13 protein-coding genes are annotated in these 16153 nt (G+C 71.0%); 10 read left to right on the top strand and 3 right to left on the bottom strand.

Translation table 11 applies throughout. From position 1 onward, the window contains the following. The first annotated feature begins 7 nt into the window (after window positions 1–7). Complete coding sequence (gene cysS, locus BW982_RS13675) at window positions 8–1399, top strand: cysteine--tRNA ligase (RefSeq protein WP_076494154.1); 1392 nt, start codon at window positions 8–10, stop codon at window positions 1397–1399. After that, the gene (gene rlmB / locus BW982_RS13670) at window positions 1392–2390 is read left to right on the top strand and encodes a 23S rRNA (guanosine(2251)-2'-O)-methyltransferase RlmB (protein ID WP_076494153.1); all 999 of its coding nucleotides are present in this window, start codon (window positions 1392–1394) and stop codon (window positions 2388–2390) included. Before cysS ends, rlmB begins: the two co-directional genes overlap by 8 nt. A 4-nt stretch (window positions 2391–2394) precedes the next feature. Here rlmB and BW982_RS13665 read toward each other — a convergent pair whose 3' ends face one another. Beyond that, window positions 2395–3399: a ketopantoate reductase family protein gene (locus tag BW982_RS13665; protein WP_076494151.1), complete on the bottom strand. Its 1005-nt coding sequence runs from the start codon at window positions 3397–3399 to the stop codon at window positions 2395–2397. A gap of 143 nt (window positions 3400–3542) precedes the next feature. Here BW982_RS13665 and BW982_RS13660 point away from each other — a divergent pair, with 143 nt between their 5' ends. The 3 genes from BW982_RS13660 to BW982_RS13650 are packed head-to-tail and all read left to right on the top strand — an operon-like array spanning window position 3543 to window position 6400. Next, window positions 3543–5009, top strand: coding sequence for an amidohydrolase family protein (locus BW982_RS13660; RefSeq protein ID WP_076494150.1), 1467 nt, complete (start codon window positions 3543–3545; stop codon window positions 5007–5009). A gap of 9 nt (window positions 5010–5018) precedes the next feature. Next, window positions 5019–5330, top strand: a complete 312-nt coding sequence (locus tag BW982_RS13655; RefSeq protein ID WP_076494148.1) for a Dabb family protein — start codon at window positions 5019–5021, stop codon at window positions 5328–5330. Window positions 5331–5335: 5 nt separating this feature from the next. Continuing rightward, entirely contained in the window at window positions 5336–6400 is a 1065-nt protein-coding gene (locus tag BW982_RS13650; RefSeq protein WP_076494146.1) for a zinc-dependent alcohol dehydrogenase, read from the top strand. Between the two features lie 6 nt (window positions 6401–6406). Here the strand turns inward: BW982_RS13650 and BW982_RS13645 are convergent, their stop codons facing one another. Together BW982_RS13645 and BW982_RS13640 are read right to left on the bottom strand one after the other, a co-directional pair. Beyond that, window positions 6407–7099: a helix-turn-helix domain-containing protein gene (locus BW982_RS13645; protein ID WP_076494144.1), complete on the bottom strand. Its 693-nt coding sequence runs from the start codon at window positions 7097–7099 to the stop codon at window positions 6407–6409. 119 nt (window positions 7100–7218) lie between these two features. Further along, the gene (locus BW982_RS13640) at window positions 7219–8259 is read right to left on the bottom strand and encodes a ketopantoate reductase family protein (protein ID WP_076494142.1); all 1041 of its coding nucleotides are present in this window, start codon (window positions 8257–8259) and stop codon (window positions 7219–7221) included. Between the two features lie 127 nt (window positions 8260–8386). Between BW982_RS13640 and BW982_RS13635 the strand changes: the two genes are divergently transcribed. The 5 genes from BW982_RS13635 to BW982_RS13615 all read left to right on the top strand — a co-directional run bounded on the left by BW982_RS13635 (window position 8387) and on the right by BW982_RS13615 (window position 16152). Further along, the gene (locus BW982_RS13635; RefSeq protein WP_076494140.1) at window positions 8387–9820 is read left to right on the top strand and encodes an amidohydrolase family protein; all 1434 of its coding nucleotides are present in this window, start codon (window positions 8387–8389) and stop codon (window positions 9818–9820) included. Window positions 9821–9954: 134 nt separating this feature from the next. Further along, window positions 9955–11334, top strand: a complete 1380-nt coding sequence (locus BW982_RS13630; protein WP_076494139.1) for an amidohydrolase family protein — start codon at window positions 9955–9957, stop codon at window positions 11332–11334. Further along, window positions 11331–12356, top strand: a complete 1026-nt coding sequence (locus tag BW982_RS13625; RefSeq protein WP_076494137.1) for an ABC transporter permease — start codon at window positions 11331–11333, stop codon at window positions 12354–12356. Before BW982_RS13630 ends, BW982_RS13625 begins: the two co-directional genes overlap by 4 nt. A gap of 104 nt (window positions 12357–12460) precedes the next feature. Continuing rightward, a complete protein-coding gene (locus tag BW982_RS13620; protein ID WP_076494135.1) occupies window positions 12461–13642 on the top strand; it encodes a substrate-binding domain-containing protein in 1182 nt (393 codons plus the stop codon). Continuing rightward, window positions 13642–16152 carry an ATP-binding cassette domain-containing protein gene (locus BW982_RS13615; RefSeq protein WP_076494133.1) on the top strand — a complete coding sequence of 837 codons (2511 nt, stop codon included), beginning with the start codon at window positions 13642–13644 and terminating at the stop codon, window positions 16150–16152. The genes BW982_RS13620 and BW982_RS13615 overlap by 1 nt, the downstream gene beginning before the upstream one ends. The last annotated feature ends 1 nt before the right edge of the window (window position 16153 follow it).

Genomic DNA, 16153 nt, shown 5'->3' with positions numbered 1-16153 from the left:
TTGTGCGGTGACCGTTCGGCTGTATGACACGAAAGCGCAGGCTCTGCGCGACTTCGTCCCCGTCGACCCCGCGAACGTCACGATGTACGTCTGCGGCCCCACGGTGCAGTCGGGTCCGCACATCGGCCATGTCCGGGCGGCTCTCGCATTCGACCTGCTCCGCCGCTGGCTCGCCCACCGGTTCGGGCGCGTCACGTTCGTCCGCAACGTCACCGACATCGACGACAAGGTCCTCGCCAACGCCACGGCCGAGGAGCCCTGGTGGGCGCTGGCGTACCGCATGGAGCTGGAGTTCTCGCGGGCGTACGCCGCCGTCGGCATCCTGGCCCCGACCTACGAACCGCGCGCGACCGCGTCGGTCACGCAGATGCAGGAGATCATCGCCGAGCTCATTGAGCGCGGCCACGCGTACGCCGCCGCCGGCGACGTCTACTTCGACGTGCGCTCGTGGCCCGCGTACGGCGAACTCACCCGTCAGAGCGTGGATGCCATGGAATCGGCGACGGACGCCGACCCCCGGGGCAAGCGCGACCCCCGCGACTTCGCCCTGTGGAAGGGCGCGAAAGAAGGGGAGCCGGCGTCGGCGACCTGGACGTCGCCGTGGGGCGCCGGGCGCCCCGGCTGGCACATCGAGTGCTCCGCGATGTCGCGGCGCTACCTCGGCCCCGAGTTCGACATCCACGGGGGCGGCCTCGACCTCCGCTTCCCGCACCACGAGAACGAGATCGCGCAATCCACCGCCGCGGGCGACCCCTTCGCGCGGTACTGGGTGCACAACGGTCTCGTCACCGTCGACGGGCAGAAGATGTCGAAGTCGCTCGGCAACTTCACGCTCGCCGCCGACGTGCTCGCCGAGCGCGATCCGCGTGTCGTGCGCTACGCGCTCGCCGGGGCGCACTATCGGTCGAGTCTGGACGTCTCGGATCGCGGATTCGACGAGGCGCGTGCCGCTCTCGACCGCATCGCGACATTCCTCGAGCGGGTTCACCGGACCGCCGGGGCGACAGCCGCCTCGACGGGCTCCGCCGATCTGCCGGACGCCTTCGCCGCGGCCATGGACGACGACCTCGGCGTCCCGCAGGCGCTCGCGGTCCTCCACGAGACGGTGCGCGCCGGAAACGTCGCCGTCGACGCGGGAGACCTCGACGCGGCGGCCCGCGCAGGCCGCGCGGTGTCCGCGATGCTGGCGGTGCTCGGGCTGGATGCCGCGGAGCCCGCCGGTTCGGACGCAACCGACGCCGCACTCGACGCGCTCGTGCGCGAGATGATCGCGCAGCGCGCCCGCGCGCGCGCCGACAAGGACTGGGCCGCAGCCGATCGCATCCGTGATGCCATCGCCGCCGCCGGAATCACGCTGGAGGACACTCCGGCCGGAACCAATTGGAGTATCGATGCCTAAGCCTGGACGTCCGGGAGCCCGCAACCCCGGCAAGAAGAAGGGCCCGCTCAAGGGCACCGGCGGACACTCGCGCAAGGCGCTCGAGGGCAAGGGGCCCACGCCCAAGGCCGAGGACCGCGCCTGGCACGTCGCCGGGAAGCGCAAGGCCGCCCAGGATCGCTACGCCGCCGCCGGCGGCAAGGGCAAGCCGGGCGTGCGCCCGGTGGGCTCGTCGCAGGGCCGTCCGCGTGCGAAGCAGAGCGACGACACCGAGACGGTCACCGGCCGCAACTCGGTGCTCGAAGCGCTGCGCGCGAAGATCCCCGCGACGGCGTTCTACATCGCTCAGCGCGTCGAGATGGACGACCGCGTGAAGGAGATGCTGTCGATCGCGACGAATCGCGGCATCCCCGTTCTCGAGGTGACCCGACCCGAGCTCGACCGCATGGCCGGCTTCGACGGCGTCCACCAGGGCGTCGCCCTGAAGGTGCCGCCGTACGAGTACGCGCACCCGCAGGACATGCTCGAGAAGGTCGTCGACCGCGGGGACCTGCCGCTGTTCGTCGCTCTCGACGGCGTGACCGACCCGCGCAACCTCGGGGCGATCATCCGCTCCACCGCCGCGTTCGGCGGACAGGGGCTCATCCTGCCGCAGCGTCGTTCGGCGAGCGTGAACTCGGCGGCGTGGAAGACCAGCGCCGGCGCGGCCGCGCGCGTCCCCGTGGCTCTCGCGGCGAACCTCACCGCGACGCTGAAGGACTTCAAGAAGCAGGGCGTGTTCATCCTCGGCCTGGCCGGTGACGGTGACGTGTCGCTGCCGTCGCTCGAGCTCGCGGACCGCCCCGTCGTGATCGTCGTCGGTTCCGAGGGCAAGGGCCTGTCGCGCCTGGTGACCGAGACGTGCGACCAGGTGGTGTCGATCCCGATCTCGACGGCCGCCGAGTCGCTGAACGCCGGCATCGCGGCATCCGTCGCCCTGTACCAGGTGTCGACGCTGCGCAACGCCGGCTGAGTCCTCAGCCGCGCTGCAGAAGGCGCAGCGCGGCGGGGGAGGGCTCGACCTCGCCGCGCTCGATGGCGTGGCCGACCTCGACGATCGCGTCGTTGACGGGAGTCGGGATGCCGAGCCGGCGGCCGGCCGCGACGACCGTGCCGTTGATGTCGTCGACCTCGCTGTGGCGGCCCTTGCGCCAGTCCTGGAGCACCGTGGTCGTCGCTCCGGGCACGGTGAACCGGGTGTAGAGCGCGTCGAGCATTGTCTCGACGACGTCGGGTGAGCTCTCGATCGAGGCGGGCGTGAGCCCGAAGATCGGAAGCACGCGATGCTCGCCCGCGACCCGCAACGCCTCACGGCCCGCCTCGAGCATGATCTCGCGCATGCCCGGGACCTCGATGGCATCGACCATCGGCAGCCCGAGCGCCGCGGTCGGGACGAGGACCGAGGCATTGCTGACGAGCTTCATCCACTTCGCCGACGCGATGTCGTCCACGCGGGCGACCTCGCCCGAGTGCGACAGGACGTCGGCGACGTCGCGCCCGCGGGGCGCCGTGGCATCCACCGCGAACCACGATCGTTCGGGGTCCACGTGGCGATGGACGACCCCGGGCTCCGTCATGGTCGACGAGATCTCGATCACCGTGCCGACCGTTCGATGCGCGCCCACCACGTCGGCCACGACGTCGGTCGTCATCCCGTTCTGGACGGCGGCGATCGCGCCGTCGACGGCGAGGTGCGGCTCGATGAGCGCAGCGGCCCAGCGGGCGTCGTACGCCTTCGTCACCAGCAGGACGAGGTCGAACGGCTCGCGCAGCGTCGCGACCTCGCACAGGTGCAGCGTGCGCGGGCGTACGCGGCGGGTTCCCGACGGCATCTCGACGCGCAGGCCGTCGCGTCGCATGGCCTCGACGTGGGCGGGCCACTGCTCGATCAGCACGGGATCCAGACCCGCGTCGATGAGGTCGGCGCCGATGGACGCGCCGTTGGCACCGGCACCCAGCACGGCGATGGACGGAGTGGACATGTCGCTCCTTCGTTGGAGTGTCAGCGAACGCACGGGCTTCGGTGTCACGGTTCATGCAACTGCGCTGAACGAAAACCGGACTCTTGCCACGCACTCACGGAGAGTGTAAACCAGGAACGAACATTCTCGATGGGGAGAAGGCCATGACCGAAACCACACCCGCCGCCGAGCAGTTCTCGGCGGACCGCCCGTTCGTCTTCCGCAACGCCACCGTCATCACCATGGACGAGCAGGGCGTTCTGGACGACGCCGACGTCCTCGTGATCGGCCGCGACATCGCCGCGGTCGGACACCGTCTCGAGGTGCCGGAGGGCACGCTCGAGATCGACGCATCCGGGGGCATCGTCACCCCCGGCTTCATCGACACCCACCGCCACATGTGGCAGTCGGCTCTGCGAGGCTACGGCGGCGACTGGGCGCTCAGCCAGTACTTCGTCTTCTACTACCTCAACTGGGGCGAGGTGTTCCGTCCGGAGGACGTCTACGCCGGCAACCTCCTCAGCGCGCTGGAATCCGTCGACACCGGTGTGACGACGACGCTGGACTGGTCGCACGGCCTGCGCACGCCCGAGTACGGCGAGGCCGCGCTCCAGGCGCTCCGCGAAATCCCGGGACGCTTCGTCCTCGGCTACGGCAACTACCTCGGCGCGCCCTGGGAATGGGCCAACGCTCCGGAGTTCCGCGACTTCGTGTCGAAGAACTTCTCCTCGCACGACGACATGCTGACGCTCCAGCTCGCGTTCGACGTCCCCGGGGCGTCCGACTTCCCCGAGCGCGGTGCGTTCGAGGCGGCCCGCGAGCTGGGACTGCGCGTCACTACGCACGCCGGGGTCTGGGGGGCCACCACCGACACCGCCATCACGCAGATGTACGACGCAGGGTTCATGACGCCGGAGATCTGCTACGTGCACTCCGCGTCGCTCAACGAGCAGAGCTATCAGAAGATCGCGGCCACCGGCGGCACCGTCTCGGTCGCAACGGAGTCGGAGCAGAGCGCCGGCCAGGGATATCCCTCGACGTGGGCGATCCGCAGGCACGGCATCCCGGCCTCCCTCTCCATGGACACCAGCGTCTGGTGGAGCGCCGACTTCTTCTCCGCCATGCGCGCGACCCTCAGCGCCGACCGCTCCCGCGACCACCTCGAGGCGCACGCACGCGGCGAGACGATCGTCGCGAACCGTCTGCGGGCCGAGGACGTCCTGCACATGGCGACGATGGGCGGCGCCCGCTCGATCGGCCTCGAGGACCGCATCGGCTCGCTGACCCCGGGCAAGCGCGCCGACATCGTGCTCATCAAGAACGACGAGTCTCCGGCGATGACGCCGATCCTGCACCCCTACGCGCACGTCGTGTACCAGGCCGGAACCGCCGACGTGCACACCGTGGTCGTCGACGGCAAGGTCGTGAAGTACGAGGGGAAGCGCATCGGTCTGCCGCTCGCGCCCGTCCGCGACAAGGTCGCGGCATCGGTCGAGTACGTGCGGTCGAAGCTCGGTGAGCAGGCGTGGACCGAGGGGATGCACCCCGAGATCCCCGTCGACGAGGAGATCGAGAACCCCTACCGCTACACCGAGGGCGACGCCCACGTGGTCGCCCGCGCCGACGACTGAGAGGACCGCATGATCCTGCACGCCGCACTGTTCACCTGGAGACCCGAGGTCGGCCCCGAGGAGGTGGAGGCGCTGACGGGGGCGCTCGAGGAGATGGCGACGGCGTTGCCGATGCTCCGCGGATACCGCTGCGGTGCGAACCTGCGGCTGCGCCCGAGCCCGGCCGACTACGCCGTGGTGGCGCTCGTGGCGGACGAAGACGCCCTCGCGGCGTACCTCGACTCACCCGCGCACGCCGCGGTGTACGAGGCGCACCTCGCACGGATGATCGACTCCCGCCAGGCGGTGCAGATCCCGGTGCCCGACGGGACCGCCCTGTGAGGCGCATGCGCGCCGCCGTCCTGCACAGCGCCGGGGATCTGCGGATCGAGGAGCGCCCCGTCCCCGTCCCCGGTCCGGGCGAGGCCCTCGTGCGGGTGACCGGGTGCGGCGTGTGCGGATCGGATGCCACGGAGTACTCCCGCGGCCCGGTCCTCACCCACCTGCCGGTCGTACTCGGCCACGAGTTCACCGGCACGGTCGAGGCGGTGGGCGACGGCGTCGACCTTGCGCCGGGAGCCCAGGTGGTGTGCGGGGCGGGCATCTCGTGCGGCGAGTGCAAACCCTGCCGCGCCGGGCGCACGAACCTGTGCCGCCGCTATCGGACGGCCGGTCTGCAGATCGACGGCGGGCTCGCGGAGTTCGTCCGCGTGCCCGCCGCGACCCTGCTCGACGTCACCTCGTGGGGGCTGGCATCCGACACCCTCGCCCTCGCCCAGCCGATGGCCATCGCCGTGCACGCGGTGTCGCGGAGCGGTCTCGCTGCGGGTCAGGACGCCGTCGTCCTCGGGATCGGCGGGATCGGCGCCTTCCTCACGTACGCGGCGGCGGCGGTCGGGGCGCGCGTGCTCGCGGTCGACCGGTCGGAGGCGCGCCTGGCGCTCGCCCGTGACCTCGGCGCCGAGCGCACGCTGGTCGCGGGCGAGGGCTCCGTCGCCGCCGAGCTCGCCGCGTCCGGACGCGAGGCGGACGTGCTGTTCGAAGTGAGCGGTTCGCGCGCCGGATGGGACGAGGTCGTCGCGGCCGCCCTGCCCGGGGCGGTGCTGGTGCCCGTCGGCATCCAGCGCGAGGACGTCCCCGTCCCCCTGGGGTCGTGGACCCTGCGCGAGTACACGATCGTGGGGACCGTCGCGCACGCGATCGCCGCGGATCTGCCGCGCGCGGTGGAACTGCTGGCGGGTCGCGCCGACTGGTCCGACGTCGCCGACGAAGTGCTGCCCCTCGACGAGGTGGCGGACGGGGCGCTCGAGCCGCTCACGGGCGGCGGTTCCCGTCAGATCAAGACCGTGATCGACCCGACGGCGACGCGCCGGCGGGTGGCACGGCACGGCGTCGGGTCGACTCCGGCGTAGCGCGGGTCAGTGGTCGAGGTCGTCCATCGCCCGGAGGACGTCGACCGCTGACCCGATCGTCTCGCGCGGGGCGCCCAGCTGCTGTCCCGCCGAGGGCATGGTCTGGTTCTGCTCGCGGCGCCCGACCACGAACCAGATGCCGCGGGCGATCGCGTTGCTCTGGTTGACGTAGAGGTGCGGCCGCACCGAGTCGAAGTGCAGGCTGTCGCCCGCGCGGAGCGTGAAGGTGTCGAACTCGAGGCGCAGCGTCAGCTCCCCCTCGAGCAGATAGGCGTACTCGACGCCTGCGTGGCGCATCATCTTGCCTTCGACCGAGCTGGAGGCTCCCGGCTGGTAGGTGACCAGGAGCGAGTCCGCGGGACCGACGCCCGCGGCCAACCGTTCCCACCGGACGCCGTTCTCCATGTCGAGGACGGCGTTGTCGGCGGCGCGTTGCACCGTGAGGTCCGTCGGAACCGGTTCGGGCGCGGGAATCGCGGCGCCGGCCGGCGGCGTGGGGGAGACGCCCAGCAACTCGTCGATCGAGATGCCGAGGTGCGTCACCATCGCGTACAGCGTCGAGACCGAGGGCTGCGTCTTGCCGGTCTCGACCTGCGAGATGAGGCTGGCCGACACGCCCAGTGAACTGGCGACGCTGCGCAGGCTCAGGCCGCGCTGCAGTCGCGCGTCGCGCAGCCTGCTGCCGATGTCGTCGGTCATGTCCGCGCCTCCTCGTCCGAGGGAGGTGAACCCGATCACCGGGACCCCGCCCTTCGCGAGAACACGCTACCGGCCGATTCGCGCACATCGTGTGCGCCGCGCCTGAACACGGCCGAGCCTCACCCGCGTCCGGGGACGTCCAGGAGGGCGTCGATGTTGGCGGCGGACCGCGGCATCCGTCCGGCCTCGATCTCCTTCGCGAGACGGACGGTGTGCGCGTTGAACGGCGCCTCCTGTCCCGCGGCGGCGAGCACCGAGACCACGAGACCGTTCACCTCCTCGTACTCGCCGTGGCGGCCCTTCATCCAGTCCTGCAGAACGGTGGTGTTGGTGTCGGGCAGGGAGAAGCTGTCGAGCACCTCGCCCAGGAGGTCGGCGGCGTAGCGATCCGGATCGGTCACCGCGTCGTCGGAGAGGCCGAAGATGGGGACGAGGCGGCTGCCGTCGGCGAGCGCGGCCCGTGCGGCCTCCTTCCCGCACTCGATCATGAAGTCGTGGACGCCCGGGAGGGCGACGGCGGAGGCCAGGGGCAGGTCGAGGATCGCGGACGGGACGAGTTCGCCGGCGTTGGCCACGAGCTTCATCCACTTGGACGAGCGGATGTCGGGGGAGACATCGACGCGGCCGGTGTGCGAGAGGACGGCCTGCACCTCGTGTTCGCGACCGCGGGCCGCGTCGTCGTACGCGCCGACCGCGAACCAGGAGCCGGCGACCGGCGTCTGCCGGTTGACGATGCCCGGCTCGAACATGTTGGATGCCACCTCGATCACCGCCCCCATCGTGCGGTGCGCGCCCACGGCGGCAGCGATGGCATCCTGGGTCATCCCGTTCTGCAGGCCCACGACGAGCCCGTCTTCGGCGACGTAGGGGGCGACGAGCTCCGCGATCCACCGGGTGTCGTACGCCTTCACGACGATGAACACGATGTCGAAGGGCTCGCGCAGGGTCGCCACCTCGCAGAGGTGCAGGGGATGCACGGGCGTGACGTGGGTCTCGTCCGGCAGCCGCACCTCGATGCCGCGGGCGCGCATGGCCTCGACGTGGGCGGGCCACTGTTCGATGTAGGTGACGTCGAGACCCGCGCGCAGCAGGTCCGCGCCGATGCTCGCACCTTGCGCACCGGTGCCGAGCACGGCGATCCGGGGGCTCGTTCGTGACATGGGTCCTCCTCGACACCGATGGAACGTTCGCTCAGACTTTACAAATCTGGGAGCGACTGTACATTCGTGTGTAGTTCAGCACAACGTCGGGTCGATGCGGACCCGAACGGATCGCGAGGGAGCGACCATGCGCACACTCATCCGCAACGTGGCGGCGGCCACCGTCGACCCGGAGCTGGGCGACCTCGCCCGCACCGACATCCTCATCGAGCACTCCGTCATCCGGGAGATCCGTCCCGACATCGCGGTGGACGACGCCGAGATCATCGACGGTCGCGACAAGATCGCCATACCGGGCATGGTCGACACGCACCGGCACACCTGGCAGACCGCCTTGCGCGGCATCCTCGCCGACGGGAACATCCCCGACTACCTCCGTGGCATCCGACTGCACATGGCGCCGCTGTACCGGGCGGAGGACATGTACGCCGGCAACTACGTCGGGGCCCTCGACGCGGTGAACTCCGGGATCACCACGATCGTCGACTACTGCCACAACATCCTCGATCCCGACGGGGCCCACGCCGCCGTCACCGGGCTGCGGGATGCCGGTATCCGTGCGCTCTACGCCCACGGGCTGACCCCGATCACCACCAACACCTGGAGCCAGTCGCGCGGCGGGTCCGTCCGGGGAGCGGATCCCGCGGCCCTGGCCACGCGGGCCGTGCTCGCCCGCCGCATCCGGGAGGAGTATTTCTCCAGCGACGACCAGCTGCTGCGCTTCGGCATCGCCCCGCAGGAGCTGGCGATCGCGCCCGTCGCCGACGTGGCGGCCGAGTTCCGCCTCGCCCGCGATCTCGGGGCGCGCATCACCTTCCACGCCAATCAGGTCATGGTGCGGCAGCTCTTCCAGGACGTCGAGGTGCTGCACGCGCACGGGCTGCTCGCGGACGACCTCCTGCTGGTGCACTGCACCTTCAACACCCCGCACGAGTGGGACCTGTTGGACGACAGCGGGGTCACCGTCTCGGTGTGCGCCGAGACGGAGATGCAGATGGGCATGGGGTATCCCGCCATCGCTGAGGCCACGGCCCACACGCCCGGACCGAGCCTCGGGATCGACTGCGTCTCCGGCAACGGCGGCGACATGGTCTCGCACAGCCGGCTCGTGCTGCAGGCTTCTCGATATCGCGCCGACGAGCCGGAGTATGCCGTCATGCGGGCGCCGCAGGCGATGTCGTGGACGACGAAGGACGCGTTGAGGTGGGCCACGCTGAACGGTGCGCGGGCAGCCGGCGTCGACCATCTCGTCGGTTCGCTCACGGTGGGCAAGCGCGCCGACATCGTGCTCGTGGACATGTCGGGGATCAGCCAGGTCGGCTGGAATCGTGCGGATCCCAGCGGTGCGGTGGTGTCTCAGGCGCACGCCGGCTGCATCGACACCGTGCTCATCGACGGGCGCGTGGTCAAGCGCGGCGGTGTGCTCACGCACGTCGACGTCGCTGCGGCCAGGGCGACGCTCGAGCGCTCCCACGACCACCTGTACGACCGGATGGGCGGAGCGGGATCGTTCATCCCGCAGCCCCCGATCGACATCCCGCTGTACCGCGAACGCGCCTGAGCTTTCAGTCGAGCTGCACGGACTGCACAGAGTGATAACAAATACTTGACACGTTCAGTCCTGCTTTCTAGCATCCAATCAACGAACACCACCGGCGCGACGACGCTCCGGTTCGACGAGGGAGTCACCACCACATGAGCACGCGTACGCTGCTGCGGGGAGGGACCGTCATCACGGCCGTCCGCCCCGGCGAGGTCCTCACCGACACCGACATCCTGATCGGCGCCGACGGAACGATCGAGGCCATCGGACAGGGCCTGGATGCCGGCGACGCCGAGGTCATCGACGTCCACGGCCGCATCGTGCACCCCGGCTTCGTCGACACCCACCGCCACACGTGGCAGTCGGTCGTCCGCAACCTCGCGTCGGACTGGTCGCTCACGGAGTACCTCGCGGGCCTGCACACCGGCCTCAGCAAGCACTTCCGTCCCGAGGACACCTACACCGGCAACTACCTCGGCGCGCTCGAGGCCCTCGACTCCGGCATCACGACGCTCGTCGACTGGTCGCACAACCTCGCCACCCCCGAGCACGCGGACGCCGCGGTCGCCGCCCTCAAGGACACCGGGATGCGGGCCGTGTTCGCGCACGGCGGCGGCGCCGACCAATGGGGGAGCCTGCCCTCGGCCAACGTCCACCCCGCCGACGCGCGGCGCGTCCGCGACGAGCACTTCTCCTCCGACGACGGCCTCGTGACGATGGCCCTCGCGCTGCGCGGTCCGCAGTTCGTGACCCCCGAGGTCAACATCGCCGACTTCCGTCTCGCCGCCGACCTCGACCTGCGCGTGACGATGCACGCCGGCGACGGATACTGGGGGAAGTCGGGCCCGATCCGCAAGATGCACGCCGACGGACTCCTGTCCGACCGCATCACCTACGTGCACTGCTGCACCCTGGGCGACGACGAGTTGAAGCTCATCGCCGACAGCGGCGGCACCGCCTCGGTCGCCCCCGACGTCGAGATGCAGATGGGCCACGGCTTCCCCGCCACCGGCCGACTGCTGCGCGCCGGCATCCGTCCCACGTTCTCGATCGACGTGTGCAGCTCGAACGGCGGCGACATGTTCGCCACCATGCGCACCGCCATCGGCATGCAGCGCGCGCTCGACAACGCCCCGTCCGTCGACACCGGCGAGGTGCTCGAGCGCATCAGCCTCACGTGCGCCGACGTCGTGCAGTTCGCCACGATCGACGGCGCGCACGCCGCAGGCCTCGCGGACACGACCGGCTCGATCGCGGTGGGCAAGGCCGCCGACATCGTCGTGCTGGACGACCGCTCGCTGGCCCTCACGCCGCTCAACAACCCCATCGGCAGCCTCGTCTACTCGGCCCACCCCGGACTCGTCCGCGACGTGTTCGTCCAGGGCCGCCGCGTGAAGAAGGACGGCGAGCTCGTCGGCGTCGACATCGCGCGACTGAAGGCGGATGCCGAGGCATCCCGCAGCCACCTGCTCGGCGAGATGCCCGAAGCGCGCCTCGACGGCACCTGGCACCCGACGCTGGTGACGGCATGACCGACCTCGCCGCCCCGGTCCGTCTTGCGCCGAAGGACCACGGTCCCACGGCGCGGATGGTGCTGGCGTGGCCGGGCACCCGGGCCCTCATCGCCGTCGCCGCGCTGTTCCTGATCAGCCCCCTCATCGCGCCCGGCAGCGTCGGCCCCACGGCCATCGTGTCGATGCTGCCGTTCGCGGCGCTCATCGCGATCGTCGCGATCGGACAGACGCTCGTCATCCAGCAGGGCGGTCTCGACCTGTCCATCCCCGGCGCGGTCACGCTCGGCGCGCTGATCGTCGCGCGCTTCGGCGCCGACGACGCGCTGGGGCTGCCCGCGGCCATCGCCGCCGCGATCGTGGCCACCGCGGCGTTCGGCCTGGCCAGCGGCCTGGTCATCACGCTCTTCGGCCTCCCGCCGCTCGTCGTCACCATCGCGGTGAACGCGCTGATGATCGGCACCGTCCAGGCCCTGTCCGGCGGGTTCGCCACCCAGAGCCCGGACGCGCTCAACCAGTTCGCACTCAGCCGGTGGGGTGGCATCCCGGTCCTGGTGTTCTTCGCGCTCGCCCTCACGCTCGCGGTGCACGTCGTACTGAAGCTCACGCGCCTCGGCCGTCGCTTCGAACTCGTCGGCGAGAATCCCCGCAGCGCCGCGAACCTCGGAATCGGCACGCGCGGCTACACGATCGTCGCCTACGTGCTCTCGGCCGCACTCGCCGCCGTCGGCGGCGTCCTGCTCGCGGGACTCCTCCGCACCCCCACGCTCACCGCGGGCGAGGACTACCTGCTGCCCTCGATCGCGGCGGTCGTGCTCGGCGGCACCGCACTCACCGGCGGACGCGGAAGCGTCGTCGGCACGGCGCTCGGCGCACTCTTCCTGGCGCAGCTGACCCAGCTGGTCCAGACGTTCACGCAGGCCACCGCCGTGCAGAACATCGTGCAGGCGCTGATCATCGGCGTCGGCATCGTCGCCCAGCTCCAGCTGGGCGGCACCACCTCCCGAATCCGGAACCTCATGCGACGGCGTCCGGGAGCCTGACCCGGCTCATCCGCCCACCGCGACCCGCCCGGGTCGACGGGCGGTCCGTCGCGCCCTCATCCGTCCCTGCATACCCGATCACCCACTCGAAGAGGAGTACCCCCATGATCACCACAGCACCCGCACGGCGAGCCGGTCTCGTCGTCATCGCCCTCGGCGCGCTCGTGCTCGCCGGCTGTTCGTCGACCAACAGCGCCGGCGGCGGCGGAACCGAGGGAGCGAACAACCTCACCGCCGACATCGCCGCCGGCAGCACCGGCACCATGGACCAGTTCGCGAGCATCTCCGACATCTGCCCCGCGGACGGCAAGAAGGTCTCGGTCGGCGTGGTCGACGGTTACGGCACCAACACGTGGTCCAAGACCGTCCTCGCCGAGATCGAGAGCGAAGCGGCCAAGTGCGCCGCGATCTCCGGTGTCGAGTTCATCGCCGGTCGCGGCGACCTGGAGGCCACCACCTCGGGCATCACGAGCCTGGCCGCCAAGGGCACGAACATCATCCTGGTCATCCCCGACGCCGGCCCCGGCGAGGCGCACCTGCCCGCCATCCGCCAGGCGACCCAGGCCGGCTCCATCGTGGTCAACTTCGCCTCCGACCCGCAGGGGACCGCCGGCACCGACTACCTGGACTACACCGACCAGATCCCCGCGTTCGTCGGGAAGTCCAAGGCGCAGTGGATCGTCGACCAGCTGGGCAGCGCGGGCGGCAACGTCGTGTTCTTCGGCGGACCCTCCGGTGCGCTGGTCTCGACGCAGGAGTTCGCCGGGGCCAAGGAGGTCTTCGACGCCAACCCCCAGATCACGCTCGTGAACAGCGAGCCCATCTGGACCAACTGGGACCCGGCGCAGGCGCAGCAGGCGATGGCCGGCGTCCTCTCGCAGGGCACGCCGATCAACGCCATCATCGCCGACTACGGTGCGTCCGCCTCGGGTGTCATCCGCGCGTACGAGGCCGCGGGCCAGCAGCTGCCCATCCTCACCTCGACCGACGACAACTCCCTCAGCTGCGGCTTCGCCGACCTCAAGGCGAAGAACCCCGGCTACGAGTTGGCGACGGTCTCGTCGCGCACCTGGATCGGACGCGTCGCGCTGCGGAAGGCCCTCGCCGCGGAGTTCGGGACGAAGGACACCGAGCCCTCGCTGTACGAACTGTCGCTCTTCGAGGACTCCACCGGCAAGACGGCCGGCTCGGTGACCCCGGACAAGGCCTGCCTGTCGTCGGCGCCGTCGGACGCCACGCCGTCGACGCTGCTGACCTCCGCCGAGATCACGAAGCTCTTCGGCTGATGAACGAGACCCCCACGACCGTGGCATCCGCGCTCACCCTCTCGGGCATCACCAAGACCTACCCCGGTGTCACCGCGCTCGACGCGGTCTCGGTCGACATCGCCGCCGGTCGCGTGCACGCCGTGCTGGGCGAGAACGGCGCCGGGAAGTCCACTCTCGTGGGGATCGCGGCGGGGTCGGTGGTGCCGGATTCCGGCACCATCGGCCTCGCCGGGCGCGAGTTCGACCGCATCCGCCCCGCCGAGGCGCGGGAGGCGGGCCTCGCCATCGTGTACCAGATCCCCGCGCTGGCCCCGTCGCTGAGTGTGGTGGATGCCGTCCTGCTGCTGCTCCCCGCGAGCAAGCGTCCCTCGCGTCGGACCGCCGCCGCCTGGGTCGCCGCGCACTTCGGGCGCCTGTCGTTGAACATCGACCCGCACGCTCTGGTGTCGTCGCTGTCGCTGCGGGAGGCGCACCTCGTCGAGATCGCCGCCGCCCTGGCATCCGACCCCCGTGTGCTGGTGCTGGACGAGCCGACCGAGGCCCTCGGGCCGGAGGAGACGGCCTGGTTGTTCGCCCAGGTCCGGGGGCTCCTCGAGAAGGGCGTCGCGATCGTCTACATCACCCACCGGATCCCGGAGGTGATGGAGATCGGCGACGACCTCACGGTGCTGCGCGACGGCCGCGTGGTGGGTCGGGGCCTGGTCGCGGACTTCACCGCCGATCAGGTCGTCGAGCTCATCGTCGGCCGGTCGCTGGAGACGACGTTCCCCGACAAGCCCGCCGCTCCGGCGGCATCCGCGACGCCCGCGCTCGAGGTCCTGGAACTCAGCGGCCCCGGATACGACGACGTCTCGTTCTCGGTGTACCCGGGCCAGATCATCGGTCTCGCCGGCGTCGAGGGCAACGGCCAGCGTCAGGTGCTGCGCGGCATCGCCGGCGGTGGCGCCTCGGGGGGCCGCATCCTCGTGAACGGCCAGGAGGTGTCGACACGGTCCCGCCGGTCGGCGTCGGCCGCGGGTGTCGTGTTCCTCCCCGGCGATCGCATCGGCGAGGCGATGTTCGGCAAGATGTCGATCCGCGAGAACGCCGTGGCGGGTGCTCTGCGCGCCGCGATGCCGGGCGGCTTCGTCCGCCGCAGCCGCGAGTACGCGCTCACGCGCGAGGGCGTCGCCGGTCTCGCGGTCAAGACGCCGCACCTCGAGGTGCCGGTCTCGGCGCTCTCCGGCGGCAACCAGCAGAAGGTGCTGCTCGCCCGAGGGCGTCTCGGCGACCCGAAGGTGCTGCTGGTCGAGGACCCGACGCAGGGCGTCGATGCCGGCGCGCGCGTGGACATCTACGCGTTCCTGCGCGAGCTCGCCGCCTCGGGGGTCGCCGTCGTCGTCCTCTCCACGGATGCCGTCGAACTCGAGGGGCTGTGCGACCGGGTCGTGGTGTTCTCCCGCGGTCGCGTGCAGACGACCCTCATCGGCGACGACGTCGACGAGCGGGCCATCACGGGAGCCGCGGTGCTGTCGCACGAGACGGCATCCGTCGAGGTCGCCGTCGCGGCGCGCCGCCGGTCCCGGGGGATACTGGCGGGGGAGACGCAGGCCGTCGTCCTCCTCGGGTTGGCGGTCGCTCTCTCGGTCGTGACCTCGTTCGTCTCGTCGGCCTTCCTGAGCCCGCTGAGCATCAGTCAGCTGCTGGCGGCGACGAGCGTCCTCATCTTCGTGGGGCTCGCGCAGCTGGTCGTCGTGATGACCGGGGGCATCGACCTCAGCATCGGCTCGGTGACGGCGCTGTCGGCGGTCATCCTGTCGTTCTTCGCACAGCAGGGGATCGGCTACTTCCTCATCGGGGTCCTGCTGGCGCTCGCCGCGGGGGCAGCGGTCGGGTGGGTGAACGGCCTCCTGGTCACGCGTCTGTCCCTCCCTCCCGTGATCGCGACGCTCGTGAGCTCGATCGCGGTGCTCGGCCTCGCGCAGGTGCTGCGGCCCAGTCCCGGCGGTTCGGCCCGCGCCGACGTCCTGACGACCCTCGGCCTCGCCGTCGCCGGTGTGCCCCTGATCCTGGCGTTGGCCGTCGCTGTGGCGGTGGTCATGTGGTTCGTCATCCAGCGCACGCGCGGCGGTCGCGCGCTGCGTGCGGCGGGCTCCGACCCCGTGAAGGCCAACCGCATGGGCGTACGGGTGCCGCGGACGCGGCTGCTCGCGTCGGTCGCGGCGGGTCTGCTCGCGGCTCTGGCCGGACTCGCGGTGTACTCGCGGTCGGGCATCGGCGACGCCAACGCGGCCCAGGCGCTGACCCTCACCTCCGTCACGGCGGTCGTGATCGCCGGCGCCAGCATCTTCGGCGGTTCGGGCTCGGCTCTCGCCGTCGCGGCGGCGGGACTGCTCCTGCAGACGGTGACGAGTTCTCTGGCGTTCCTGTCGCTCGGACTCTCGTGGCAGTACTGGATCCAGGGTGCCTTCGTGCTGTTCGCCGCCGTCGTCCCGCTCGTCATGGTGCTCGTGCGCCGCGGTCGCTCACCGGGGGTGCGGGGCGGCTGAT

Source organism: Microbacterium sp. RURRCA19A (assembly GCF_900156455.1).
GTDB lineage: Bacteria > Actinomycetota > Actinomycetes > Actinomycetales > Microbacteriaceae > Microbacterium.
The sequence above is the reverse complement of the archived record's forward strand: the minus strand, read 5'-3'. Positions and strand labels throughout refer to the sequence as shown.

Coding starts and splice junctions, on each gene's coding strand:
- rlmB (WP_076494153.1), top strand. CDS start 1,392: ATGCCTAAGCCTGGACGTCCGGGAGCCCGCAACCCCGGCAAGAAGAAG.
- BW982_RS13665 (WP_076494151.1), bottom strand. CDS start 3,399: ATGTCCACTCCGTCCATCGCCGTGCTGGGTGCCGGTGCCAACGGCGCG.
- BW982_RS13660 (WP_076494150.1), top strand. CDS start 3,543: ATGACCGAAACCACACCCGCCGCCGAGCAGTTCTCGGCGGACCGCCCG.
- BW982_RS13655 (WP_076494148.1), top strand. CDS start 5,019: ATGATCCTGCACGCCGCACTGTTCACCTGGAGACCCGAGGTCGGCCCC.
- BW982_RS13650 (WP_076494146.1), top strand. CDS start 5,336: ATGCGCGCCGCCGTCCTGCACAGCGCCGGGGATCTGCGGATCGAGGAG.
- BW982_RS13645 (WP_076494144.1), bottom strand. CDS start 7,099: ATGACCGACGACATCGGCAGCAGGCTGCGCGACGCGCGACTGCAGCGC.
- BW982_RS13640 (WP_076494142.1), bottom strand. CDS start 8,259: ATGTCACGAACGAGCCCCCGGATCGCCGTGCTCGGCACCGGTGCGCAA.
- BW982_RS13635 (WP_076494140.1), top strand. CDS start 8,387: ATGCGCACACTCATCCGCAACGTGGCGGCGGCCACCGTCGACCCGGAG.
- BW982_RS13630 (WP_076494139.1), top strand. CDS start 9,955: ATGAGCACGCGTACGCTGCTGCGGGGAGGGACCGTCATCACGGCCGTC.
- BW982_RS13625 (WP_076494137.1), top strand. CDS start 11,331: ATGACCGACCTCGCCGCCCCGGTCCGTCTTGCGCCGAAGGACCACGGT.
- BW982_RS13620 (WP_076494135.1), top strand. CDS start 12,461: ATGATCACCACAGCACCCGCACGGCGAGCCGGTCTCGTCGTCATCGCC.
- BW982_RS13615 (WP_076494133.1), top strand. CDS start 13,642: ATGAACGAGACCCCCACGACCGTGGCATCCGCGCTCACCCTCTCGGGC.